Source organism: Campylobacter lari, from assembly GCF_900638335.1.
In the GTDB taxonomy this organism is placed as follows: domain Bacteria; phylum Campylobacterota; class Campylobacteria; order Campylobacterales; family Campylobacteraceae; genus Campylobacter_D; species Campylobacter_D lari_E.
This window is the reverse complement of record NZ_LR134508.1, coordinates 845,207-870,994: the sequence shown is the minus strand read 5'-3', so window position 1 is coordinate 870,994 and position 25,788 is coordinate 845,207. Positions and strand designations below refer to the sequence as shown.

Below are 25,788 nucleotides of genomic sequence, written 5' to 3'. Positions count from 1 at the left end.
AGCACTAAATTAGTGCTAGATTAATTTTTTATCTTTACTCTTGCATAAATGTTTCAAAAAGCACTCTTTACATAAAGGATTTTTAGCCTTACATGTATAGCGTCCAAAAAGCACCATAGCTTGATGAAGATAGTTTAGGTTGTCTTTAAAAATTTTAGTTAAGTCTTTTTCAGTTTCTTCAGGGGTTTTGGCTTTGCTAAGATTAAGTCTGTGTGAAACTCTAAATACATGTGTATCTACAGCCATGCAATTAGCCCCGCACCATTCTATCATCACTACATGTGCAGTTTTTTGTCCTACTCCTGCTAGAGTCTTTAAATCATGCTCATTCATGGGGATCTCACCATTAAATTGCTCACAAACTGTTTGAGCCATTTTGATTAAATTTTGTGCTTTATTATTATAAAATGAGCAAGAATTAATCAAAAGTTTCAAAGATGTTAAGTTTGCCTTAGCTAAATCTTGTACACTAGGATAAGCTTTAAATAAAGCCGGTGTGATGAGATTAACCCTTTTGTCAGTGCATTGAGCTGAAAGCATAACACAAACTATAAGCTCGTAAGCATTACTAAAAACTAATTCCGTTTTTGCTTGTTCAAAATGCTCTAAAAATAATTTTTTAATTTCTAAATTTCTTTTCATAAACTTATTGTATGTTAATCGGCTTTAAATAAAGTTTAGATATAATAAAATCAACAAAATTATTTCAAAAGGAAAAACAATGAAAAAAATTTCTTTAGTTGCTGCGGCTTTATTAACAGGTTTAAGTTTAAATGCTGCGGTGGTTGCAACCCTTGATGGAAACAATATCAGTGATACAGAAGTGAATGAGTTTTTTGCTCCTATGTTAAGAGGTGCTAAAATCGCTGATTTGCCAGCTGAGCAAAAAAAAGCAATTATTGATCAATATATCGTTCAACAACTTGTATTAAAAGATGCTAAAGCTCAAAAAATAGAAAATGATCCTTCATATAAAGAAGAATTAGAGCGTGCTAAAGAAGCTATTTTGGTAAATATCTATCAAAAGAAAATTTTTGATTCAATTAAAAATAATGATACTAAAGCTAAAAAATTCTATGAAGCAAATAAAGATAAATTCACTAAACCAGCTCAAGTAAAAGCTAAGCACATCTTAGTAACTAGTGAAAAAGAAGCTAAAGATATCATCGCCCAACTTAGCAAATTAAGTGGTAAAGCTTTAAATGATAAATTTACTCAACTTGCAAAAGAAAAATCAATCGACAAAGGTTCTTCAGCTCAAGGTGGTGATCTTGGTTGGTTTGCTGAATCAACTATGGTAAAACCATTTGCCGATGCAGCTTTTTCTATGAAAAAAGGTACTATTTCTAAAACACCTGTAAAGAGTGATTTTGGATATCATATTATCTTAAAAGAAGATGCTAGAGCAAAAAGTACTATGAGCTATAATGAAGTAAAAGCAGGTATTGAAAGCAATATCAAAATGGAAGAATTTAAAGAACTTATGAATAAAAAAGCTCAAGAACTTCTTCAAAAAGCAAAAGTGGAATATAAATAATGGGTGTATTAGATCTTGTTAAGCCAGGTGTTTTGAGTGGCGATGATCTAAATATCGTATATAATCATGCAAAAAAAGAAGGATTTGCTATCCCTGCGGTAAATGTCGTGGGGACAAACTCTATCAATGCGGTTTTAGAAAGTGCTAAAAAAGTTAATTCACCTGTGATTATTCAGTTTTCAAATGGAGGAGCCAAATTTGTAGCAGGAAAAGCTTGTCCAAAAGCTGATGTGCTTGGTGCTATAAGCGGTGCAAGACATGTGCATTTAATGGCAAAAGCTTATGGAGTTCCGGTGATTTTACACACAGATCATGCTGCTAGAAAACTGCTTCCTTGGATTGATGCTTTGATTGATGCAAATATTGAGTTTAAAAAAGAAACAGGCAAGCCTTTGTTTAGCTCTCATATGATTGATTTAAGCGAAGAGGATTTAGAAAGTAATCTAAGCACTTGTGAAAATTATTTAAAACAAATGTCTGAGCTTGGGATTTCTTTGGAGCTTGAGTTAGGATGTACAGGTGGTGAAGAAGACGGGGTGGATAATACTAATATTGATAATGCAAAATTATACACTCAGCCTGAAGATGTAGCTCTAGCTTATGAGAGACTTTCTAAAATTAGCAATAGATTTTCAATTGCAGCTAGTTTTGGTAATGTACATGGGGTGTATAAACCAGGAAATGTGATTTTAAGACCAGAAATTCTTAAAAACTCTCAAAATTATGTAAAAGAAAAATTCAATCTTGGCGAAGAAAAACCAATTAATTTTGTTTTCCATGGTGGTAGTGGTAGTGATATAGAAGATATTAAAGCTGCGCTTAACTATGGTGTGATTAAGATGAATATTGATACAGATACACAATGGGCTTTTTGGGATGGTGTTAGAGAATATGAGCTTAAAAATAAGGCTTATTTGCAAGGACAAATTGGTAATCCTGAAGGCGATGATAAGCCAAATAAAAAATACTATGATCCAAGAGTATGGCTTAGAGTGGGTGAAGAAAGTATGATCAAACGCTTAGAATGTGCTTTTAGTGATTTAAACTGTATTGATAGAAACTAAGAGTTTTATAACTCTTAGTTGATTTTCCTGTGAAGATTTCAAGTTTTTAGAGTAAAATTAACAAAGGTTTATAAAATGGAAGTTAAAACAACTGATGATTTTTCTGATCTTGTATTGCCTGAGGGAAAAGGTAGTACAGGAATTGTTGCTTATTTAAAGATTATATTTATCCCTGCTATATTATATATTTTAGTACTTTTAGGATATTTTGGAAAGATTGATTTTAAAGTAGAATTACATAGTGTTGTAATGATAGGGATTATCTTTTTGGTGGCTTTGATCTTTGCTAGACATAGTGCTGATTATGCTTCAAGTATTTTTGAGCAACAAAAAGATGAGTTTAAGCTTATATTAAAACGTTATATTATGAAGCATTTTTTAGTTATAGGTAAAGAAACAAAATCAAATGCTAGTTTTGATGATTTTGCTTATGCTTATGTGAAAGATTTAAGAAATGAAAATTTTGCTTCTGTAGGTGCAGCTATTTTTCCTATGCTTGGTATTTTAGGAACTTTCATAAGCATAGCTATGTCTATGCCAAATTTTAATTCAAGCGATACAGCAGGCTTAGAACAAGAAATTTCAGTTTTATTAAATGGAGTAGGAACAGCCTTTTATGTATCAATTTATGGAATTTTCTTAGCACTTTGGTGGATATTTTTTGAAAAATACGGCAGTAGTAAATTTCAAAAACTTCTAAATCGTCAAAAAAACGCAACAAGCGATTTTTTCTGGTCTAAAGAAGAAATTGATAGAAAGTATCTTCAAGAAAGTTTGCAACATTTTGAAAAAATAGGCACGATTTTTGAACATGTAAGCAATGAGGAATTTTTTAAAGAATTAGATAATACAATAGATAGAAAATTCAAAGTTTTTCAAGAGCTTGTAAATGCTGAGGAAAAAGCTGTAAGATTAAGCAGTGAGCATGTAAAACAAACTATGAGTGATTTATCTAAAACCCAAAGAGAGCAAAAAGATATAGTTAAAACTTACAGCGAGATTGCAAATGCAGTTAATATGCTAAATTCAAACATAAAAGATTTAACTTTAAGAATTTCAGAACAATACAACAGGCTTTTAGATGTGAGCTCAGATAAGATTGTGCATTTAGATAAAAGCGTGAGTGCTTTAGATGAAAAGGTGAATAATTTTTCAAATAATATTGAAAAATATCAAAATCTTATGCTTGATAATCAAACTAAGCTTTTTGAAGGCTTTAGAGCAAGTATTATAGAAGGTATGCATACTTTTAAAGAAGCATATGAAGATGAAAAAAATATTGATGAAAAAATTTCACTAATGCAAGAATTTAAAGAAGAAAGCAAAGAATTAGATGAGCAAACTACACAAGTTATTGCAAAGCTTGAAAATCAAAAAGAAGATGAAAAAATAGATGATAAAAAATAATTCTAACAATGAAGAAAATAATTTTTGGATAGCTTATGCAGATTTAATGGCGGGCTTGCTTTTTGTATTTATTTTGCTTATTGGAGCTATAGTTGTTAAGTATGTTTTAACTCAAAGTGATTTACAAATCATAAAAGAAAATCTACAAAAACAAGAAGAGCGCTTAAGAGAAAACAAAGAGGAATTAAACCAAAAAGAAGATATTTTAAAAAATCTTAGCCAAAAATTAAATAATACTTCAAGTACGCTTGATGATGTTAATAAGCAAAAACAGGCTTTAGAGGCTAATATTACTAAACTTAATCAAGATTTAAATTCAAGTTTAGATGAAAAAGATCAGCAAATTTTTGCTTTGCTTGAGAGATTAAACAAAAAAGATGAAGAAATCAAAGAATTAGAGCGTAATTTTGATGAGGCAAAAAGTAAAATCAAAGAACTAGGTTTAATCAAAGAAAATACTATTAAAAATCTTCAAGCTAAATTTGATACTAATATTACCCTAGATTCTAACACAGGGGCGATAGTGTTACCTTCTGAAGTGCTTTTTGATACAAATTCTTTTACGCTAAAAGCTCAAGCAAAAGAGAATTTAAAAGCGATTTTAACGCAGTATTTTGACAATATTTTAAAAGATGAAAACATCTTAAATAGCATAGAAAACATAGTCATAGAAGGTCATACAGATAGTGCAGGTTCTTATATATATAATCTTGATTTATCGCAAAAGAGAGCTTATGCTGTGATGAGTTTTATACACTCATTTTATAAAGATCCAAGATTGCAAAAACTTTTAATGGCAAGTGGTAGGTCTTATTCTGATGTGATTATGAAAGATGGTAAAGAAGATAAAGAAGCAAGCCGTAGAATAGAGATTAAGTTTAATATCAATACAAATAATGCTTTAGAAAAAGTTGAAAAATACCTTGATAGCAAGTAGAATTGATGTTTTAAAATACAAAGATTTTGAATTTTTACTCAAAAGAGATGATTTACTAGGTTATATTAATGGAAATAAGGCTAGAAAACTAGCCTTATTTGAAAAAAATAAACATTTATTTAAAAAAGGACAAAGATTTATTTCTTTTGGTTCTTCTCAAAGTAATGCTTTAGTTGCTTTAGCTAAGTTTTGTTACGAAAATGATTTTTCACTTATTTTTGTTTGTGAAAAAATAAGCTCTTTTTTAAAAGAAAATCCCCATGGAAATTTAGAATTTGCATTAAAACACAATGTGGAGTTGATAGAAAATATAAATTATCCTACAAGAAGATCGCAAGCTTTAGCTTTAAAAAAAGATGGTGATGTTTTTATAGAAGAGGGTGTGGCTATAAAAGAAGCTGAATTTGGATACCAACAACTAGCCTTAGAGCTTAGTGAACAGTTGAATGAAAATGTAAGTATTTTTTTACCCTCAGGCACAGGAACTTCTGCGGCTTTTTTGGCTAAATATAGTAAATTTAAAGTTTTTACATGTGCTTGTGTGGGAGATAGTGTGTATTTAAAAGAACAAATTTTAAACTTAGAGCCAAATTATGATTTTAATAATTTAACCATACTAAATCCACCCAAAAAATATCATTTTGCTAAGCCTTATTTGGAATTTTATGAGCTTTATAGGGATTTAAAAAAAGAATGCAGAGTGGAGTTTGATTTGCTTTATGATATGGTGGGTTTTAAAACTTTATTAGCTCATAAAGAGCAACTTGGTGGAAAAATCTTATATATCCATCAAGGAGGCCTTGAAGGAAATATAAGCATGTTAAAGCGTTATGAGTATAAATTAAAAAATTCCAAAATAAAAAATCACTAAGATAATCAAAGGTATGATAAACTTAACATAGTAATACCATAATTTAAAAATATTTCCTTTTAGGGTATTTTGATTAGAAAGTTCATAAATAGCATCTTTTTTAAGTATCCAACCTACATAAATACAACAACAAAATGCAGTTAAAACAAAGAATATATTTCCACTAATAAAATCAAAGCTATCAAAAATATTTTTTCCTTTTATGATGGTAATATCTCTTAAAGGACCATAGGTAAGTATGCATGGTAAATTTCCCAAGACAAAAATACTTCCAAGTGTTAGATTGATGGCGGTATTTTTAGCTAGTTTAAATTTTTCCTCCAAAACACTAATGATTACTTGATAAATTGGCAAGCTTGTGGTAAGTGCAGCGATGATTAAAAGCAAAAAGAAAAACACGCAAATTATACTTCCAAAAGGTATATGTGAAAATGCAACAGGTAGGGTTTTAAAAACCAAAGATGGCCCACTATCAGGGGTTAAACCTACGCTAAATAAAGCTGGGAAAATCATAAATCCAGCAAGCACTGCTATAAGAGTATTTAAAATTCCTGTATAAACAGAAGTTTTGATTAAATTCTCATTTTTTTTAAGGTGAGATGATAAGGTTATCATTACACCAAAACCCAAAGATAGGGCAAAAAATACTTGTCCTAAAACATCTATAAACAACTTAGGAGTGATTTTGGAAAGATCAGGAGTAAGGTAAAATTTCACACCCTCACTTGCTCCTTCAAGAGTTAAATTACGTGCAACAACAACCAAAAGACAGATAAATAAAAACGGCATAAGGTATTTTACTGACTTTTCTATGCCATCAATCACACCTTTTTTTAAGATAATCCAGTTAATTATTACGAATATAGTAGTAAAAATTCCTATTAACAAAGGATTATTTTCTATGGTAGAGTTATAAAATTCGCTTGTATATTGAGCATTAATGGGACTTGAAAGATTAAAATCACCTATGATAATTTTAAAAATATAAGCTAAAACCCATCCGCCTATTACCATATAATAAGCCATGATTCCAAAACTACCTAAAAGCCCCATGTAGCCAACACCTTGCCAAGAATTGGATATTTTAACCCCATCACTTGTTTTTCCGCCAAAAGCATCGACTGAATTTAGCATTCTGCGTCTTCCTATAACATTTTCAACCAAAATCACAGGAATTCCTATAAAAATCATAGCTATACAAAAGGCTAAAACATAAGCACCGCCTCCATTTTCACCTACTAAGTATGGAAAACGCCAAGTGGCTCCAAAACCAATAGTCGCTCCTGCTACTGTAAGGATATAAGTTAGCGTATTGCTCCAAGTTTGTCTTTGCATACTTTTTCCTTGCTAAATTTAAATAAAAAATATTTTAAGATAAAAAATAATACCATTATGCCAAATTTTTATTTATTTTTTTATCAAATTAAAGGAAAATCCATGCAAAAAAAGAAAATTTTGTTTTTAGGTGCAGGATATGCTACTTTATCGGCTATAAAAGCCTTACCTGATGAGTTTTTTGAAAAAGCACAAGTGAGTTTGATTAATAACAATTCTTATCATTATCATACTATTTTACTACACAAAGTAGCTTCCAATGAAGATATTTATAGTTCAAAATATGATCTTTTGCCTTTATTAAATCCAAAAATTAACTTTATCCAAGATGAAGTTTTAAAAATTTCTAAAGATAAAGTTTTTACTAAAAATAATGAATTTGACTTTGATATTTTAGTATGTGGGCTTGGTTTTGCTAAAGAAACTTTCGGTATTAAAGGTATGCAAGAATATGCTTTGAGTATAGATAATTATGAAAATGCTTTAAAAATTAATGAAATAATATATGAGAAAATAAAAAATTATAAAACCACTCAAAATGAAGATGATTTAAAAATCACAGTTTGTGGTGGGGGCTTAAGCGGGGTTGAATTTGTAGCTTCTTTAGCTAAAGAGCTTAAACTCTTTTGTCAAAAAGAGCAAATTGCTTATGAGAAATTAGAGCTTTCTATTATTGAAGCTATGGATCAAATTTTACCTATGTTTGATAAAAGTTTGGCTTTAAAAGCAAGGCAAAGACTAGAAGCACTTGGTGTGAAAGTATATGAAAAATCTAAAATCATAGAATGTGAAAAAAATGGTATAAGACTTGATGGGGGAGAATTTATTAAAGCTAATACTATCATTTGGACTGCAGGGGTTAGAGGTAATAGTGTTATAGAAAATAGCTCTGATTTTCCAAATGCAAGATCGCGTATAGAAGTAGATGCTTTCATGCATCCTTTAAATATTGAAAATCCATCAAAATACTTTTTTATAGGTGATAATAGTTTATTTAAAAATCCTAAAACCAATACCCCTTATCCTCCAACAGCCCAGCTTGCATTAAGAGAAGGAGCTTATGTAGCCAAAGCTTTAATGGCTATGATTGATGAGAAAGAATTTAAGCAAGAATTTTCTTTTATAAGTGGGAATACTGTTTGTTCTATCGGAAATGATTATGCAGTTGGAACGGTTTTACATAAGCCAATTAGTGGCTTTTTAGCAATAAAACTTAAAATTTTTATAGAAAAGCTATGGCAATATCAGCTTATAGGAATTAAAGGTTTTTTTAAATAAACATGTAAGAATTATCATAAGTATGATTTAATCTAGCATAAATACTTTCTTTCCATCCTTTTGCTAGGGTGGAAATTTTTTCTAATTTTTCTAAAGAGTTTAAATTTTCAAAAGGATTGAAAAATAATTGATTTAATTCCATAATACTTAAGTCGGTTTTATCTTTTTGTAAAATTTTGATTTTCTCATTTTTATTTATTATTCCTTCTTTTAAAACTCTATAGTACCAGCCTGTTTTTCCACTTTTAAAAATTTCTTGAGTAAAATTTGAGTACTTATGTATGCTAGAAATCTTAAAACAAGGTTTACGTGGTTGACTTACTTGTAAAATACAAGTACCTATTTCATGTATATCTCCACAGCAAACTTTATTTTCATCTAAACCTTCAATACTTAAATTTTCTCCCATTTCTCCAAAATTTAAGTATTTGTTTAAATAATTATTCCATAAAGTATAATTTTCAACACTATTTGCAAAAACAACTTTTTCCAAATTTCCATGATGAATTTTATCAGCTATTTCGTTATCAAGAATATGATCTGTGTAGATTTGTAAAGAATTTAAATAGATATCTTTAATAAAAGCTGAATGAAATGTGTTGTAATTTTTGATTTTGCCAATTTGTAAAGATTTAATGGAACTCATCGGGGAATTTTATTTAAAAACTCATTTGCATCCACATAGCCTATAATGCGTCCTTTTTCTTCGCCTTTGTTAAAAAATATCATTACAGGAGGTCCAAAAACTCCAAATTCTTTCATAAGAGCTAAATCTTCTTGGTCATTATGTGTTACATCTGCTTTTAAAAGTGTGTAATTAACAAGTAAATTTTGTACTTTCGTATCTGTAAAAGTGTATTCTTCTAAAAGTTTGCAGTTTTCACACCAAGTAGCTGTAAATTCAAGCATGACTGGTTTAGTAGAATTTTGTAATTCTTGCTCAAGCTCTTTTAAATTTTTGATGGTTTTAAAACTTAAACTAGAGCTATTTTCTTTTGAAGCAAGGTTAAACTCAAGAGGTTTTAGCAAGCTTTTTGAGCCCATTGAGCCACCTAAAATTAGACTTAAGCTATAAGCTAAAATTAAAATCATACTTGCTTTTTTAAATTTATCAAAATTAGTTTTTGCTTCATCAAATAGCCCCATAAAGCTAGCAAAAAATACCCCTATAACCCCATAAAGCATTAAAATGATGTTTGCACTAAGTATTCTTTCTAGCATCCAAACTGCCATGATGAGCATGATAAATCCAAAGAAAATCTTTATCTTAAGCATCCAAGCTCCGCTTTTTAAAAAACTTCCTCCAAGTCCTATTAAAAGTAAAGGCATACCCATACCAAAACTCATCACAAATAAAGAAAGTCCTCCTAAAAATACATCGCCACTATTAGTAATATAAAGCAAAGCCCCTGCTAAAGGTGCAGCCACGCAAGGTCCTACAATTAGAGCTGATAAAAAGCCCATGATAGCTATACCAAAAACCCCGTTTTTGCCTTCTATTTTTTTATTGATAAAATTTTGAAATTTAAGTGGCAGTTGTAATTCATAAAGACCAAACATAGAAAGTGAGAGCAATACAAAAATACTTGCAAAAGTAATGATAATCCAAGGTTGTTGTAATAAACCTTGCACATTAGCTCCTGCAAGTCCTACTAAAGCACCTGCTATAGCATAAGCTAAAGACATAAAAAAGACATAGATAAAAGATAAATAAAAGCTATGTTTTTTAGATGGTTTATCTTTGAGTTTCATTGCGATTAATGAAGAAAGAATAGGTATCATTGGTAAAATACAAGGAGTAAGTGCTAATAATAAGCCATAACCAAAAAAAGTTAAAAGTGTGATAAATATATTTTGCGTGCTTAAATCATTGGCAATTTGCTCATCTTCATTTTGCTTTTTAAATTGATCTTTGGTCGATTTTATAGTATAAATTCCATTTTGTCTATCAAGTTCATAATTTACATATACAGGACGATAGCATAAACCTTCTTCTGAGCAACCCTGATAAGCTAGGGAAAGTTTTGCCTTGTTATTTTTAATAAAATCATCTAACAATAATTGAGGTATGAAAAGTTCGAGTTGGCTGAAAATTACTTCTTTGTTTTCTCTAGTTTGAGTTTGTGGGAAATTTAATAAAGAAGTAATGTTATTAGAGTCTAATTCTACTTTGATTTGATCTTTGTAAAGATAAATTCTATCTGCAAGATTGATTTTTAAAATAATTCCTTGGTTATTACTATAAGAATTAAGCTTAAAGGCTTCATTGAGTGATAAAACTCCATTGTTGGCAAAAATGAAATTAAAAAAAAATAAAAATACTATTAAAAAACGCATTTTTTCCTCAAAAATAAAATAAATAATATGATATTTTACTTATTTGTGGTAAATTTAAGTTAATAATTATCCTAAATTAAGAGGTTTGCCATGGATAAAAAATTTACTCTCATCAAGATAAAAAAATCAACTCTTGAATATGAAAGTGAGCTTAAAAGACTACAAATTGAACTTTTAAAATTTCAAAATTATGTTAAAGATAAAGGTTTAAAGGTTTTGATTTTAATCGAAGGGCGCGATGCGGCAGGAAAGGGTGGTGCTATCAAAAGATTAATTGAGCATTTAAATCCTAGAGGTTGTCGTGTGGTAGCGCTTGAAAAACCAAGCGATGTGGAGAAAACTCAGTGGTATTTTCAGCGTTATGTGACGCATTTGCCCGCTGCTGGTGAAATAGTAATCTTTGATAGATCTTGGTATAACAGAGCAGGAGTTGAACCTGTGATGGGTTTTTGTACTCCAAGTGAGCATAAAAAATTCCTACGCGAAGTAGCTTCTTTTGAAGAAATGTTACTTGATAGTGGGATTTTATTTTTCAAATTTTATTTTTCAGTTTCTAAGCAAGAGCAAAAAAGGCGTTTTGAGCAAAGAAGAAAAGATCCTCTTAAGCAATACAAACTTTCTCCTGTTGATGAGAAATCCCAAGAATTGTGGGACAAATATACCCTAGCAAAATATTCTATGCTTTTAGCTTCCAATACTCCAAAATGTCCTTGGGTGATTATTAATTCAGATAATAAGAAGAAGGCAAGAATAAATTTATTTAAATATTTGTTAAGTATTTTAGAATATCCAAATAAAATTAAAGATAAGTATTTTAAATACGATAAAAAATTAGTGCGTAGTGGTGAGGAGGAAATTCGTAAAATGGAGCTTAGCTTAAATGATGAAAAACTTAAAAAATTTGATAAAAAATAAGGGATAGAATTGAGTTATCTTTTTATAGTACATAGCAAATTTAATGAGCATAAAAAAATTAGTCTAAAAGTATTTTTATTTAATGCTTTTTTGTTGGTTTTTTTATTTTTTTTATTTTTTTATTTGTCTTTTTTAAGTGCTAGTTATAATTTTGATTTTGGGGCAATTTATGAATATAAAGACAAAATGATACAAGGTTTTTTTACCAGTTTTTTTATTAGTATTTTGTCTTTGATTACGGGTGTGGTTTTTGCTTTGATTTTGTGCTATATGAGTCTTTGTAAAATTGTGCTTTTTAATATGTTCGCAAGAGTTTTTATAGAACTTATTAGGGGCACGCCTTTGCTGGTACAAATTTTATTGATTTATTACATTTTTGCAGATAATTTGGGGCTTGATAATCGTTATGTTTGCGGAGTTTTGATTTTAGCTTTATTTGCTAGTGCTTATATTTGTGAGATATTTAGAGCAGGGATTTTAAGTGTTGATAAAATGCAATATGAAAGTGCTAAAGCTCTAGGTTTAAGTGAGTTTGAAATTTATAAAAGCGTGATTTTTCCTCAGGCTTTAAAAAATATCTTAGCACCACTAAGTGGACAGCTTGGTAATTTGATTAAAGATAGCTCCCTTTTAAGTGTTATAGCTATTTCAGAACTAACGCAAAACGCTCAAGAAATCAATGCATTCACTTTTTCAACTTTAGAAATTTACATTCCTTTAGCACTTTGTTATTTGATTTTAACTTTACCTATTTCTGTGTTTTCAAGAAAGCTTGAGAAGAGTTTTTCTTAAAAGAAAAACTCAAGCTTTTGTTCTTTGAAAACTTCTTGCATATCTTTGAGGTATTTTTGACTTAGTTTATCAAAAAAACCATTTTCTTTAGATTTTAAAATAAACTCATTGAGCTCTTCTTTTAATTTGGTATTGTTTTTATTCAAAGCTATGGCCCATTGCTCAGGTGTTTTTTCAAAAGGAGTAAAAATAGCTTTTGTTTGCTCAGGATGTTTTTTCCATGCTTTATAAATGCTCATTTGATCATAAATAAAAGCATCAGCTTTTGCTTGAATGACTTCTAAAATAGCCGCATTTTCTTTATCAAATACTAAGATTTTTGCATTTTTAAGATTTTTTTGAGCATACAAATGCGCACTTGAACCTCTTTTTAAAGCAAGGATTTTCCCTTTTTGATTTAAATCTTCTATGGAATTAATATTTGATTTTTTAGCGCTTAATATCGCTAAATTTGCCTTAGCATAAGGCAAGGTAAAATCTATTACTTTTTTTCTTTGTTCGCTTATACTCATAGAAGACATGATGAGATCTATTTTTTGAGTTCTTAAAGCAGGTATAAGTCCATCCCAAGCTATGTTTTGGATTTTTAAATCATAGTTTTTTTCTTTAGCAAAAGCTTGTAGAAACTCTACACTAATACCACTTGGGTTACCTTTAGTATCGCTCATTTCAAAAGGAGGATAAGCTAATTCCATACCCACGATTAATTCTTTTGCATTGAGTGTAAAAAACAATGTAAGTAGTAAAATAATTTTTTTCATGTTTTTTCCTTAATTTAGTTTTTTTATAAAACAAATAATTTTATTAACTTCTTTGAAGCCACATTGCATATGAAAATCAAAACTATCAACATTTTGTAATTCACAATCACTAGCAAATTCACTAATTTTTTGATTTAAAATCCATTGTTCGCAATATGTTAGTAATTTTTTTGCATAATATTTTTTTCTAAAATTTTCTCTAATGTAAATTCCTTCTAAATATCCTACTGGAGCACTAGAGCTACCTTCTACATAATCATACCTTATACTAACATATGCTAAGCCTATACACAATTGCTGTATTTTAAGTAAAAATACAGCATATTTTTGATCTTTTAATATATTTTCAAATTCATACTTTAATTTTACAATGGGTTTATTAAATAATAAACTTGCTAATATTAATACATCTTCTAAATCATTAATGTTTGCTTGGTAAATTTTAAAATGATCCAAATTTAGCTAAAGCCCTTTCGTAATCTTCTTTTGTATCTATACCTATGCTTTGACTTTGTATTTTTAACATTTTGATTTTTTTGCCATTTTCTAAGGCTCTTAATTGTTCTAATTTTTCACATTCTTCTAAAGCTGAGTTTTTCAAAGTACAAAATTCTTGTAAATTTTTAACCCTATATGCATAAATTCCAAGGTGAGCTTTGAAATTTTGTTTATAATTTGCTCTTTCATAAGGAATTTTAGATCTTGAAAAATATAAAGCATAATCATTATTATCAGTAACTACTTTAACTAAATTAGGATCATCGCAAGCTTTTGCATCTACTTCTTTATAACAACTACTCATAAAACAAAACTCATCTTCAAAAGCTTTTTGGCTAAATTCCTTAAAATCTTTAATATTTTGTGTTTCTATAAAAGGCTCATCAGCTTGGACATTAATGATTAGCTCATTTTCATTTAGTTTTAAAATTTGACAAGCTTCATTGATCCTATCAGTGCCACTTTCGTGATTTTTACTTGTTAAAACTGCTTTTACATTATGTTTTTGCGCTATTTTTAAAACCTCTTCATCATCAAGTGCCACATATACTTCATCAACTTCTTGCATTTTTTTAGCTGTATAAATAAACATAGGTAAATTATTAATCTTGCATAAAATTTTATTTTCAAAACGACTTGATTTTAATCTTGCTGGTATGATTATCATTGTTTTATCCATTCTATAATAGTTTGTTTTAGATTTTTGAGTTTGCAAACTTGATTTTGCTTTTGTGTACTTGTAAATAAGCTTGCAATATTTGGATGAATTTCTTGCTTAAATTCTTTTGCAAGTTCTTGCATGCAAGCTTGTTCATCTTGGCATTCTTTATTATAAATTGCTTGATACATACTTGGGGTAAATTTACTCCATTGTGCTGTGGAAGTGATAAGCGTAGTAGTGTTAGAATCAAGCATTTTAAAGCAAGTGCAAGTGTGAGGGTCTAAAAGTCCTAAGTGGCTGTATTGTTTGATATATTGCATACACTCATCATCATTGCAAAAATCAGCTTCAAAGTCTTCTTGTAAAAGCTCTAGCTCTTTTTGGCTAAGCTCATAATATTTTTCATTCTTTAAAGCTTGCATTAACTCTTTGGTGCGCTCATCTTTAAATTTATCAAAAAGCAATCTTTCTATATTTGATGATATAAGTATATCCATAGCAGGAGAAATAGTCTTTTGCAAGCTTTTATTTCTTAAATCATATTTGCCTGTATTAAAAAACTCACTTAAGATATTGTTTGAATTGGAAGCAATTTTAATTTTACCTATATTTGCTCCCATTTTTTTAGCATAATAAGCTCCCAAAGCATCGCCAAAATTTCCACTTGGAATGATGATATCTATTGTTCTATCGATTTTTAAACTAGCATAGTAATGATAGATGATTTGAAAAAGTATTCTTCCAAAATTAACTGAATTTGCTGCACTTAGACTTAACTTTTCTTCTTTTAAGGTATTTTTAAAATCTTCATCATTTAAAAGCGCTTTTAGAGCATTTTGCGCATCATCAAAATTACCTTCTATGGCTATGGATTTTAAATTGCTTGCATTTGAATGTGTCATTTGTAAAGCTTGAGTTTTACTTGTACCTTCATTTGGGTAAATACAAACTACTTTTATGCCTTTTTTATTTTCAAAGCTTTTTAGCGTAGCAGGTCCTGTATCGCCACTTGTAGCACACATAATTAAAAAATTATCATCTTTTTTTAAGTGTTCTAAAAGCACGCCAAAAGGCTGTAAAGCCATATCTTTAAAAGCTCTTGTTGGCCCATGGAATAATTCATTAATATAAAGCTTATCATTGATTTTTTTCAAATTAATAGGGCAGGTTTTATCATCAAAACTCTCATAAGTTTTCAAAGCTTTTTCAAAAATTTCAAGCTCTAAATCAAAATCAAAAGCTGCGATGATTTTTAAAGCTAATTCTTTGTAGTTTAAATTTTTTAAAGCTTCATTATCAAGCTTTGGTAGATTAAGTGGTGCATATAAAGCATTATTAGGTGCACTAGGGCTAAGTAAGGCCTTTGAAAAGCTTATTTGGTGATTTTTATCTTGGGTTGAGTGTAGCAACATTTTCTTCCTTTTTGTTAAATTTATCAATATAATCTTGCAAAACTTGCCTAAAGCTATCTTTTAAAACAATATCAAGATGAATAAGTTCAGTTTTAAAGCCAAAATCTTTTACTTTCACATAGTCTTTAAAGGTTAGCATTAAGGTGTCGCAATTGTGTTTTTTTAAAAGTTTTTCTAATTCTTCTTTTTTGAAAATATAATGATCGGCAAAAAAATAACAAGCCCTTGCTTTGATAAAATGCTCATACAACCTAAAAGGTTTTGCAATAGAGCTTATTAAAACTGCTTTTTGATTTTCTTTTACATGAGAATAACGCACAAAGTCTTCATTTTCTTTAGCTATAAAATCAGCCCTTTTAGCAAAAGATTTTGGCAAACGATAAGCCCCGCTAGGTAGGGTAAAATCAAAAAATGGCTCATCTTTACTTTGCAATAAAATATTAAGTTTTTTAATATGAAATTTAGAAAAAGCATCGTCTAAAAGTATGATTTTTGCTCCAAGTTCGATAGCTTTTTGTATGCCTTTAACCCTATCTTCGCTTACTATCACTCCACTAATGTACTTTGTAAGTGCATACTCCATAGCTTCATCGCCACTTTCTTTAATATTACATAAAATTTCATCTTTATGTTTAACGATGATTAAGCCTTTACTTTGTCTTTTATAGCCTCTTAAGATGATAAAACAATTTTCAAACTCAGCTGCTATGGCTTTACAAATGGGAGTTTTTCCATTGCCTCCTAGGGTTAGATTACCTATGCTTATAATGGGTAAATTAAAATCAAGTTCTTTTTTAAATTTAGTATTTAAAATAGCTATAATCATATATAAAAAGCTAAAAGGCAAAAGCAAAAAGGCTAGAGTTTTTTGCAAAAAATTAGGTTTAAAAAAATAGCGATCAAGCCAAGTCATATGTATTCTTTAATGTTGTTGGAAGTGTTCTCTTAAAGGCATTATTTTGCACACGCTCTAAGACTAAATTTTTTAAATTCTCATCAAATTTTTCCAAGCTTTGATTGTTTTCTAAAGCTTTTAAAACTTCATCTAAAACTTCATATTTATAGCCAAGATCTTTTTCATCGCTTTGATTTGGCCAAAGATCAGCACTAGGGGCTTTTTGTATGAAATTTTCATGCACGCCCATAAATTTAGCAAGCTCAAAAACTTCACTTTTATAAAGTGTAGCCAAAGGATTAAAAGCACAAGCTAAATCTCCATAAATAGTCCCATAACCAAGCATAAGCTCACTCTTATTAGAAGTACCTACTACCAATGCATTATGTAAAGCCGAATAATCATAAAGCAAACTCATACGCACTCTTGCAGCTAAATTTCCAAAGCGTAAAGGGTTTAAGTCTTGACAAATTTTTTCATAAGCACAAAGTACTTCATCAATATAAATGATCTTATGATGAATTTGCAAATCTTTACAAAGCATTAATGCATCATCTAAATTTTCTTTTTTAGAATGTTTTGTAGGCATTAAAAGCACAAAAAGTTTTTCGCCCACTGCTTTTTTGCAAAGATGAGCTACTAAAGCTGAATCTATCCCACCGCTTAAACCTAAGATGAGATTTTTATCTCCTGCTTGTTCTTTTATAAAATTGATCAATAATTCTTGTAATTTTGTATAATTCATAAAAAATCTTTAAATATTAATTTTTTAAAATTATATTTGATTTAGTTAAAAGGAAGTTTATATGCATATTTTAAAACAACCATGCGGAATGTATGAAACAAATTGTTATATTATAGATCACAATAATAAGCAAATCATCATCGATCCAGGTGAAAATGCTTATGAGTTTATCAAAGAAAACGCAAGCAAACCTTTGGCTATTTTAAATACTCATGGTCATTATGATCATGTTTATGATAATGCTAAAGCTAAAAAGGTTTATGAAATTCCACTTTTTATCCATAAAGATGATGCTTTTATGTTAAAAGATCCTTTTAATTATGGTTTTGAGCATTCAAATGCTGATGTGTTAATAGAAAATGAAAATGAATTTAGTATAGATGAGTTTAAGTTTAAATTTCATCATTTTCCAGGGCATACTCCAGGGTGCTGCATGATAGAACTTGTGGGTGAAGATGTGCTTTTTAGTGGAGATTTTTTATTTTACCGTAGTATTGGTAGATGGGACTTTCCTTACTCAGATGCAGCTAAGATGAAAGAGAGTTTATTAAAAGTTTTAGCTTATGAAAAAGATTTTAGATTGCTTCCAGGGCATGGAGAAGAAAGTTCTTTAAAAGAAGAGCAAAGTGCAATTCCTGCTTGGTTAAGGTATTTTCACTAATGGATAAGGTTTTATATTTTTTAAGTTTTTTGCTGATTTTAAGTGCGGTTTTGAGTTTTTTTAAACCCAAAGAAGCAAAAAAGAAATTTTTTCACAAATGCCCATGTTTTAGAGCGGTGGAAAATGGTTTAATGAGTAGAATTTGTATTTATGCGGGAAGTTTTGGTTTTATGTATTCTGTGCTTTATATAGGATTTGGAGTGTATGATAAAAAGCTTTTTATGATTTTGCTTTTATCTTTTGCGATATGGTATTTTGCTTGGGTTTTAAAAAAAGAGTAAAAAACTATCATTAAAAATGTTAAAATACTTTTTTAATTATCAAAAAGGGTATCAAAATGAGAAAAAGCATAGCAGAATGGCAAAAACAAGAGCTACTTTTACTTTCCTTGCCTCATGAAAATAGCGATTGGAAGCCTTATTTAGAAGAGATTTTGCAAAGCTATGAAGAATTTGTTAAAGCTGTGGCAAATTTTCAAAAAGTTTTACTTATAGCACCAAGTGAAAAAGACTTTCAAAGATTTAAGCATATAAAAAACGTTGATTTTTTTAAGTGCGATACTAATGATACTTGGATTAGAGATTTTGGTGTAATTGATGTGTGTGAAGATGATAAACTTATAGGGCTTGATTTTATTTTTAATGCTTGGGGTGATAAATTTCAAAGCACTTTAGATAATGCGGTAAATTCAAAACTTTTTGCACAAAAATTATCTGGAAAATTAGAAAAAATTGATCTTATCTTAGAAGGTGGGAGTATTGATTTTAATGGGCAAGGAGTAATGCTTACAACGAGTGCTTGTTTATTAAATGAAAATAGAAACTCACATTTAAATAAAGAGCAAATTGAAGCCAAGTTAAAAGAAATTTTTGGCTTAAAACAAATTATATGGTTAAATCATGGCTATATTAAAGGCGATGATACCGATCATCATATAGATACTCTAGCAAGATTTATCAATGAAAAAACCATTGCTTATTGTGTGTGTAAAGATGAAAATGATGAGCATTATGCACCTTTAAAGGCTATGGAAGAGGAGCTGAAAAAAACAGGATTTGATTTATTAGAGCTTCCTTTACCTAAGCCTTTGTATTTTGAAGGTAAAAGACTTGGTGCTACTTATGCAAATTTTGTTTTTGTTAATGGTGGCTTGATAGTGCCAACTTATAATGATGCAAATGATGTTTTGGTATTAGAAAATTTACAAAAAGCATGTAAAGATAGAAAAGTAGTAGGGGTTGATGCAAGAGTGTTTTTAAGACAAAATGGTTCTTTGCATTGTTCTTGTCAAAACCGCTATGAAGGTCAAAGATGAATTTGCAAAAAAGCGCAACCATCATCGCAAGTGTTTGTGCTGTTTTTTTAGCTATTGTTAAATTTATAGTAGGTTTAGCTTCAGGTTCTGTTGCGGTGCTTTCTAGTGCGATTGATTCTTTACTTGATTGTGTGATTTCGGGTTTAAATTTTTTAGCTTTGAAAAAAAGCTCTCAAGGATCTAGTAAAGAATATAATTTTGGCCTTAGTAAAATTGAAGCCTTAATGGGGCTTTTTGAAGGTCTTGTGATTAGCGGGATTGGGGTTTATATTTTTTATGAGAGTGTTTTAAAAATTCACAATCAAGAAAGTGTAGAAAAACTTGATCTTGGAATTTATGTCATGGCTTTTGCTATGGCTGTGACTTTGTGTTTGGTAGTTTTTTTAAATTATGTTGCCAAAAAAACAAAAAGCTTGATTATAAAAGCTGATAGCTTACACTATAAAATAGACTTTTTAACTAATGCTCTAACGCTTTTAGCACTTGTGATTATAGCTTTTACAAATTATCATTTTATTGATGGTTTGTTTGGTATAGCTATAAGTTTATATACGATTTTTTCAGCTTTTAAAATTATAAAAGAAAGTTCTAAAATTTTATTAGATGTGGCAATTGATAAAGAGCAAGTTGAAGTGATTAAGCAAATTATAAGTGCAAACAAAGAGGTCAAAAGCTTTCATCATTTAAAAACTAGAAAAAGCCCTGATATACTTTATGTTAGTGTGCATTTAGTTTTTGAACCTACAATATCACTTTTAAAAGCTCATAAAATCGGTGATGAGATTGAAGATAGTATAAGGGAGTATTTTAAAGATGATTTTTGGAATATCCATATACACTTAGACCCTTATGATGATTCAGAAGAAGAAAGGAGTAAAAATGAAATTAGCACTCATACAGCAAGAATTTAAACAAAATAAAGAAAAAACTATAGAAAAAACATGCGAACTTATCAAACAAGCAGCAAAGGAAAAGGCTGAGCTTGTATGCTTGCAAGAACTTCATCAAACGCAGTATTTTTGTCAAAGTGAAAATACAAACTTTTTTGATTTGGCAAATGACTATGAAGAAGATGTTAAGTTTTGGTCTAATGCGGCTAGGGAAAATAAAGTTGTTTTGGTAACTTCTTTATTTGAAAAAAGAAGTGCAGGGCTTTATCATAATACTAGTGTGGTATTTGAAAAAGATGGCTCCATAGCAGGTAAATACCGCAAAATGCATATTCCTGATGATCCTTGTTTTTATGAAAAATTTTATTTTACTCCAGGTGATTTGGGTTTTGAACCTATACAAACAAGCGTTGGAAAGCTTGGAGTTTTAATATGTTGGGATCAATGGTATCCTGAAGCTGCTAGGTTAATGGCTTTAAAAGGGGCTCAAATTTTGATTTATCCTACTGCTATAGGTTGGTTTGATAAGGATGAAAAAGAAGAAAAACAAAGACAGCTTGAAGCTTGGATAGGTGTGCAAAGAGGCCATGCTATAGCTAATGGCTTGCCTGTAGTAGCTATTAATAGAGTGGGTTTTGAAAAAGATGAAAGCGGTGTGGAAGATGGCATAAGATTTTGGGGGAATTCTTTTGTTTTTGGGGCTCAAGGCGAAGAGCTTTTTAGAGCCGATGATAAACAAGAGCTTTGTAAAATCGTTGAAATTGATATGCAAAGATGTGAAAATGTGCGTAGATGGTGGCCGTTTTTACGCGATAGACGCATAGAGTATTTTCATGAATTAAATAAAAGATTTATTGACTAAAAGGAGGAAAAATGAAAAAAGTTTTAGTGCCTTTGGCAAAAGGTTTTGAAGAAGCTGAATTTATAGGTATAGCTGATGTTTTAAAAAGAGCAGGAGAAGCTAGTGGAAATTTAGAAGTCATTATTGCTTCACTAGATGATGAGCTTTTAGTACAAGGAGCTAATGGAATTAGCATAAGGGCTGATATGAGTTTAGCTAGTGTTGATCAAGAAAATTTAGACGCAATTGCTTTGGCAGGTGGATTTGAAGGTATGATGAATTTAAAAAACAATCGAGCTATCATAAAAATCATACAAGATTTACATGCTAAGAAAAAAATCGTAGCGGCTATTTGTGCTTCACCTATGGTATTGGCAAAAGCAGGGGTAATTAATGGAGAGTTTTCTTGCTATCCTGGTTGTGAAGTAGGTATTGAAGGTGTAAGAGTAAATAAAGCAGTTGTGGTAAATGAAAATGTCATCACAGCAGCTGGGCCTGCTACGGCTATTTTATTTGGTTTGGAGCTTGCTAAGCATTTATGCTCAGAAGAAATTTATCAAAAACTTTATGAAGGTATGCTTGTTCCTTTGACAAAATAAACCCTCGCTAATGAGGGTTTAGCTTACATTTGTTTCATAAGCTTGGTGATTTCACCCTCATGAGGAAATCTATCTACTTCGCAGTTAAATAAGTCTTTTTTAGAGTAAATGATTTTGCCATCTACTTCTACTATAAAATGACCACCACCTTTTTCTATGGTAGAAATTTGCGCATCTTTGAATTCATTTTGTATTTCTTCTGCAACCCTTGCAGCTTGTGGTTTGTAATTTCAAAGATTACAATAATAAATTTTTACTTCCATTTTTTACTCCTTTTTTGAAAGTAAGCTATTATACATTTTTTATGCTTGTAAGTTTTAAATTTAAGGTTTTTTTTTATAATAATAAAAAAATACAAGGGAAAATATGAGCCAATTTACACATTTACATTTACATACAGAATATTCTTTACTTGATGGAGCAAATAAACTCAAAGAGTTAGCTAAAACGCTAAAAGCACAAGGTGCAACAAGCGTTGCTATGACTGATCATGGAAATATGTTTGGGGCTATTGATTTTTATAAAACAATGAGAGCTGAAGGGATTAAACCTATTATAGGACTTGAAGCGTATTTGCATAATCACGATGATTTAAGTGATAAAAGCTCAAGACAACGCTTTCATATTTGTTTGTTTGCTAAAAATGAAATTGGCTATAAAAATTTGATGTATTTAAGCTCGCAAAGCTATATACATGGCTTGTATTATTACCCAAGGATTAATAAAAAACTTTTAGAAGCTCATAGTGAGGGTTTGATTTGCTCTTCTGCATGTTTGCAAGGTGAGGTTAATTGGCATTTAAATACCAAAAATGAAAGAAATTTAAAATTTGGCGCAAAAGGTTATGAAGGCGCAAAAGAAGCTGCGCTTTGGTATAAAAAGGTTTTTGGAGATGATTTTTACCTTGAGATTATGCGTCATGGTATTGACGATCAAAAATTTATCGATGATTCTATCATCAAACTTGCTAAAGAGCTTGATATAAAAATCATCGCAACTAATGATACGCATTATACTTTTAAAGAAAGAGCAGCTGCACATGAAGTATTTATGTGTATAGCTATGGGTGTTAAGCTTGATGATCCAGGGCGTTTAAGACATGAAGTGCATGAGTTTTATGTAAAAACACCAGAGCAAATGAGTGAGCTTTTTGCTGATATTCCTGAAGCTATTGAAAATACTCAAGAAATAGCTAATAAATGCAATCTAGAATTAAAACTAGGTGATCCTACCCCACCAAATTTTAAATTTACCCGTGAATATGCAAAAAAATATGGCTTAAGTTTAAGTCAAGAAGATCAAGAATTTAGCTTTGATAATGATGATATAGTTTTTGAATATCTTTGTAAAAAGGGCTTAGAAGAAAGACTTCAATTTATCGATGAGAGTAAACATCAAGAATATAAAGATAGACTTGATTTAGAAATTAGTATTATTAAAAATATGAAATTTTCAGGTTATATGTTAATCGTTCATGATTTTATCGCTGCAGCTAAGGAAAAAGATATACCAGTTGGACCAGGGCGTGGGAGTGCTGCGGGGAGTTTGGTTTCGTATTGTTTGAAAATTACAGATTTAGATCCTATACCTTATAATCTTCTTTTTGAGAGATTTTTAAATCCTGAGCGTGTATCAATGCCCGATATTGACGTGGATTTTTGTCAAGATAGAAGAGGGGAAGTGATTGATTATGTTATTGATAAATACGGAGCTGAAAAGGTTGCGCAAGTCATTACCTTTGGTAAGCTTTTAGCAAAGGGAGTAATCCGTGATGTAGCTAGGGTTTGTGATATGAGCATACCTGATGCGGATGCTTTGGCAAAATTAGTTCCTGAAGAGCTAAAAATCACTTTAGAAAAAGCTTATGAGCAAGAACCAAAAATCGCTGAATTTGTAAATTCTCATCCAAAGGGGCGTCAAGTTTGGGACTTTGCTAAGGCACTAGAGGGTTTAAATAGAAATGCAGGTATGCACGCAGCCGGAGTTGTGATATCTAATGAAGCTTTGTGGAATAAAGCTCCGCTTTTTAGACAAAGCAAAAACGATGAGCGTCATTTAGTTACGCAGTATTCTAAAGAATATCTTGAAGATGTAGATTTAATCAAATTTGACTTTTTGGGTTTAAAAACTCTTACAGTAATTGATAATGCGATTAAGCTAGTAAAAAAGCGTTATGGTAAAGATGTAATTTGGGAAAAGATTGATATGAATGATCCTAAGGTTTATAAAACCATACAAAGTGGAAATACCTTGGGCATTTTCCAAATAGAATCAGGTGGTATGCAAAGTTTAAATGCTAGGTTAAAGCCTGAAAGATTTGAGGATTTAATCGCGGTTTTAGCTTTATATAGACCAGGACCGCTTGATAGTGGAATGGTGGATGATTTTATTGATATTAAGCATGGTAGAAAGGCTGCAACATATGCATTTGATGATTTAAAACCTATACTTGAAAACACTTATGGGGTTATAGTTTATCAAGAACAGGTTATGCAAATAGTGCAAAAAATCGGTGGTTTTTCTTTGGGCGGGGCTGATAATGTGCGCCGTGCTATGGGTAAGAAAAAAAGAGAAATTTTGGACAATCTCAAAGCAGAGTATTTAGAAGGAGCTAAAAAACAAGGCTATGATGAGAAAAAGGCTGATGATTTGTTTGAGCTTATTTTAAAATTTGCTGAATATGGTTTTAATAAATCTCATTCAGCTGCTTACGCACTTATAACCTTTCAAACAGCGTATTTAAAAACTTATTATCCAAGTGAGTTTATGGCTGCACTTTTAACAAGTGAAGAAAGCAATGTAGATAAGGTTGCAAAATACATTGAAGAGATGAAAAGAATGAACATCAAGCTTTTGCCACCAAGCATTAACAAAGCCCAAAGAGAATTTAGCGCAACTAAGCTTGAAGATGGTTCTGAAGCTATTATTTATGGGCTTGGAGCGATTAAGAGTGTGGGAATTCCTGCAATAGAAAATATCATGGCAATTCGTAAGGAAGAAGGTTTTAGTGATTTTGATGATTTTATAAGCTCGATTGATCCTACTAAGATTAATAAAAAAACCATAGAAAATTTAGCCAAATCAGGTGCTTTTGATGAGTTTGGTTATACTAGAAAATGCTTGGTGGATAATCTTGAGCTTATTTCAGAAACAAGTAGGAAAATTGCTGAAGTTAAAAGAAACTCTACTGCTTCACTTTTTGGAGAAGAGGAAATAGCTGCAGATATCAAAGTAGGGCTTCATGATAGTAAAATTGAATTTGAAATAATGGAAAAACTAGGCTATGAAAAAGAAATCTTAGGAATTTATGTATCAGGCCACCCTTTAGATAAATTTGCAAGTCAAATAGAAAGTATAGAGTATTTTAAAAGCATGGACTTTGAAACACTCAAAGGCGAAGGTGAGCTTTTGGTTGTAGGAAAGATTGAAGATTTTAAATCAATGATGAGTAAAAGTGGGAAAAGATATGCTAAGGCTGTGGTTTTAGACTTTTACTCTTCTTTTGATATGATTATTTTTGAAGCTCAGGTGGAAAAAGTCGAAGCGCTTTTTAAAGAAAGCAAGGATGAAGCCTTTGCTTTTTTACTAAGATATAAAAACAATGACAATGACTTAAGCTTTAGTTTAAATGAAATTTATACCCTAGAAGAAGCAAAAGAAAATGAGCTAAAATCTTTTAGTAAGAAAAAAAGCTTTGTAAAAAAAGAAAACAAAGAAGAATTTACCCAAGAGCCTATGAAATTTGAAGAAAATATCATAGAACTTGATATTAACAAGCTTAGCAAAGATATGGTATATGAAATTTATGATCTAGCTAATACAAGACATAACCCAAAAGATACTAATAACAAAAAGCTTGTGCTAAAAGTACTTGATATGGGTAGTTGCTTGCTTTATCATACAAATTTTGTTCTCTCACAAGAAGCTATGGATGTGATAGCTCAAAAATGTAAAGGTTGAGGTAAAATAAATAGCTAGTATATTTTTGGTTTTTATTATGATATTGAATATATATGAGGTTTTAAAAATCGAATTTT

26 protein-coding genes are annotated in these 25,788 nt (G+C 30.2%); 15 read left to right on the top strand and 11 right to left on the bottom strand.

Features of this window, described 5'->3' with window-relative positions; all coding sequences use genetic code 11:
* Positions 1-15 precede the first annotated feature (15 nt).
* Complete coding sequence (gene nth, locus EL235_RS04530; protein ID WP_126340897.1) at positions 16-642, bottom strand: endonuclease III; 627 nt, start codon at positions 640-642, stop codon at positions 16-18.
* A 79-nt stretch (positions 643-721) separates the two neighbouring features.
* On the opposite strand from nth, the gene EL235_RS04525 reads away from it, so the two are divergent.
* From EL235_RS04525 to EL235_RS04505, 5 genes are all read left to right on the top strand, one after another.
* A complete protein-coding gene (locus tag EL235_RS04525) occupies positions 722-1,537 on the top strand; it encodes a major antigenic peptide/PpiC-type peptidyl-prolyl cis-trans isomerase (RefSeq protein ID WP_039626336.1) in 816 nt (271 codons plus the stop codon).
* Entirely contained in the window at positions 1,537-2,601 is a 1,065-nt protein-coding gene (gene fbaA, locus EL235_RS04520) for a class II fructose-bisphosphate aldolase (RefSeq protein WP_126340896.1), read from the top strand. Before EL235_RS04525 ends, fbaA begins: the two co-directional genes overlap by 1 nt.
* A 75-nt stretch (positions 2,602-2,676) precedes the next feature.
* Entirely contained in the window at positions 2,677-4,008 is a 1,332-nt protein-coding gene (locus EL235_RS04515) for a MotA/TolQ/ExbB proton channel family protein (RefSeq protein WP_039626332.1), read from the top strand.
* A complete protein-coding gene (locus EL235_RS04510) occupies positions 3,995-4,945 on the top strand; it encodes an OmpA family protein (protein ID WP_039626330.1) in 951 nt (316 codons plus the stop codon). Before EL235_RS04515 ends, EL235_RS04510 begins: the two co-directional genes overlap by 14 nt.
* Positions 4,932-5,816: a pyridoxal-phosphate dependent enzyme gene (locus EL235_RS04505; RefSeq protein WP_039627497.1), complete on the top strand. Its 885-nt coding sequence runs from the start codon at positions 4,932-4,934 to the stop codon at positions 5,814-5,816. Before EL235_RS04510 ends, EL235_RS04505 begins: the two co-directional genes overlap by 14 nt.
* Here EL235_RS04505 and EL235_RS04500 read toward each other — a convergent pair.
* A complete protein-coding gene (locus EL235_RS04500; protein WP_039626328.1) occupies positions 5,787-7,151 on the bottom strand; it encodes a sodium-dependent transporter in 1,365 nt (454 codons plus the stop codon). The two genes, EL235_RS04505 and EL235_RS04500, sit on opposite strands and share 30 nt — an antisense overlap.
* A gap of 102 nt (positions 7,152-7,253) precedes the next feature.
* Between EL235_RS04500 and EL235_RS04495 the strand changes: the two genes are divergently transcribed.
* Positions 7,254-8,429, top strand: coding sequence for an NAD(P)/FAD-dependent oxidoreductase (locus EL235_RS04495; RefSeq protein WP_164717492.1), 1,176 nt, complete (start codon positions 7,254-7,256; stop codon positions 8,427-8,429).
* Here EL235_RS04495 and EL235_RS04490 read toward each other — a convergent pair.
* Positions 8,422-9,075, bottom strand: coding sequence for an MOSC domain-containing protein (locus EL235_RS04490; protein WP_126340894.1), 654 nt, complete (start codon positions 9,073-9,075; stop codon positions 8,422-8,424). The two genes, EL235_RS04495 and EL235_RS04490, sit on opposite strands and share 8 nt — an antisense overlap.
* Positions 9,072-10,766: a protein-disulfide reductase DsbD gene (gene dsbD / locus EL235_RS04485; RefSeq protein ID WP_126340893.1), complete on the bottom strand. Its 1,695-nt coding sequence runs from the start codon at positions 10,764-10,766 to the stop codon at positions 9,072-9,074. Before dsbD ends, EL235_RS04490 begins: the two co-directional genes overlap by 4 nt.
* Before the next feature lie 90 nt (positions 10,767-10,856).
* Between dsbD and ppk2 the strand changes: the two genes are divergently transcribed.
* Together ppk2 and EL235_RS04475 are read left to right on the top strand one after the other, a co-directional pair.
* Entirely contained in the window at positions 10,857-11,681 is an 825-nt protein-coding gene (ppk2, locus tag EL235_RS04480; RefSeq protein WP_052243291.1) for a polyphosphate kinase 2, read from the top strand.
* A gap of 9 nt (positions 11,682-11,690) precedes the next feature.
* On the top strand, positions 11,691-12,473 hold the full coding sequence (locus tag EL235_RS04475; RefSeq protein WP_114640376.1) for an amino acid ABC transporter permease: 783 nt from the start codon (positions 11,691-11,693) through the stop codon (positions 12,471-12,473).
* On the opposite strand, the gene EL235_RS04470 is transcribed toward EL235_RS04475, so the two are convergent.
* The 6 genes from EL235_RS04470 to EL235_RS04445 are packed head-to-tail and all read right to left on the bottom strand — an operon-like array spanning position 12,470 to position 17,445.
* Positions 12,470-13,234, bottom strand: a complete 765-nt coding sequence (locus tag EL235_RS04470) for a transporter substrate-binding domain-containing protein (RefSeq protein ID WP_039626322.1) — start codon at positions 13,232-13,234, stop codon at positions 12,470-12,472. The two genes, EL235_RS04475 and EL235_RS04470, sit on opposite strands and share 4 nt — an antisense overlap.
* Before the next feature lie 9 nt (positions 13,235-13,243).
* Positions 13,244-13,690 (bottom strand): aminoglycoside 6'-N-acetyltransferase, encoded by a 447-nt coding sequence (gene aac(6') / locus EL235_RS04465; RefSeq protein ID WP_052243289.1) that lies wholly within the window; start codon positions 13,688-13,690, stop codon positions 13,244-13,246.
* A complete protein-coding gene (gene kdsB / locus EL235_RS04460; protein WP_126340892.1) occupies positions 13,677-14,399 on the bottom strand; it encodes a 3-deoxy-manno-octulosonate cytidylyltransferase in 723 nt (240 codons plus the stop codon). Before kdsB ends, aac(6') begins: the two co-directional genes overlap by 14 nt.
* Positions 14,396-15,805, bottom strand: coding sequence for a threonine synthase (gene thrC / locus EL235_RS04455; protein ID WP_126340891.1), 1,410 nt, complete (start codon positions 15,803-15,805; stop codon positions 14,396-14,398). Before thrC ends, kdsB begins: the two co-directional genes overlap by 4 nt.
* Positions 15,780-16,718 (bottom strand): tetraacyldisaccharide 4'-kinase, encoded by a 939-nt coding sequence (locus tag EL235_RS04450; protein ID WP_126340890.1) that lies wholly within the window; start codon positions 16,716-16,718, stop codon positions 15,780-15,782. The genes thrC and EL235_RS04450 overlap by 26 nt, the downstream gene beginning before the upstream one ends.
* Entirely contained in the window at positions 16,705-17,445 is a 741-nt protein-coding gene (locus EL235_RS04445; RefSeq protein ID WP_114640370.1) for an NAD+ synthase, read from the bottom strand. The genes EL235_RS04450 and EL235_RS04445 overlap by 14 nt, the downstream gene beginning before the upstream one ends.
* A 61-nt stretch (positions 17,446-17,506) precedes the next feature.
* Here EL235_RS04445 and EL235_RS04440 point away from each other — a divergent pair, with 61 nt between their 5' ends.
* The 6 genes from EL235_RS04440 to EL235_RS04415 are packed head-to-tail and all read left to right on the top strand — an operon-like array spanning position 17,507 to position 21,751.
* The gene (locus EL235_RS04440; protein ID WP_126340889.1) at positions 17,507-18,106 is read left to right on the top strand and encodes an MBL fold metallo-hydrolase; all 600 of its coding nucleotides are present in this window, start codon (positions 17,507-17,509) and stop codon (positions 18,104-18,106) included.
* Positions 18,106-18,387 (top strand): hypothetical protein, encoded by a 282-nt coding sequence (locus EL235_RS04435; protein WP_012661606.1) that lies wholly within the window; start codon positions 18,106-18,108, stop codon positions 18,385-18,387. The genes EL235_RS04440 and EL235_RS04435 overlap by 1 nt, the downstream gene beginning before the upstream one ends.
* Positions 18,388-18,443: 56 nt before the next feature.
* Positions 18,444-19,421, top strand: a complete 978-nt coding sequence (locus EL235_RS04430) for an agmatine deiminase family protein (RefSeq protein ID WP_126340888.1) — start codon at positions 18,444-18,446, stop codon at positions 19,419-19,421.
* A complete protein-coding gene (locus EL235_RS04425) occupies positions 19,418-20,332 on the top strand; it encodes a cation diffusion facilitator family transporter (RefSeq protein WP_126340887.1) in 915 nt (304 codons plus the stop codon). The genes EL235_RS04430 and EL235_RS04425 overlap by 4 nt, the downstream gene beginning before the upstream one ends.
* On the top strand, positions 20,301-21,173 hold the full coding sequence (locus EL235_RS04420) for an N-carbamoylputrescine amidohydrolase (RefSeq protein WP_126340886.1): 873 nt from the start codon (positions 20,301-20,303) through the stop codon (positions 21,171-21,173). The genes EL235_RS04425 and EL235_RS04420 overlap by 32 nt, the downstream gene beginning before the upstream one ends.
* 11 nt (positions 21,174-21,184) lie before the next feature.
* On the top strand, positions 21,185-21,751 hold the full coding sequence (locus tag EL235_RS04415; RefSeq protein WP_126340885.1) for a DJ-1 family glyoxalase III: 567 nt from the start codon (positions 21,185-21,187) through the stop codon (positions 21,749-21,751).
* A 23-nt stretch (positions 21,752-21,774) separates the two neighbouring features.
* Here EL235_RS04415 and EL235_RS08000 read toward each other — a convergent pair whose 3' ends face one another.
* Complete coding sequence (locus EL235_RS08000; RefSeq protein ID WP_257396702.1) at positions 21,775-22,014, bottom strand: SelT/SelW/SelH family (seleno)protein; 240 nt, start codon at positions 22,012-22,014, stop codon at positions 21,775-21,777.
* 103 nt (positions 22,015-22,117) lie between these two features.
* Between EL235_RS08000 and dnaE the strand changes: the two genes are divergently transcribed.
* Positions 22,118-25,711, top strand: a complete 3,594-nt coding sequence (dnaE, locus tag EL235_RS04405; protein WP_126340884.1) for a DNA polymerase III subunit alpha — start codon at positions 22,118-22,120, stop codon at positions 25,709-25,711.
* Positions 25,712-25,788 lie beyond the last annotated feature (77 nt).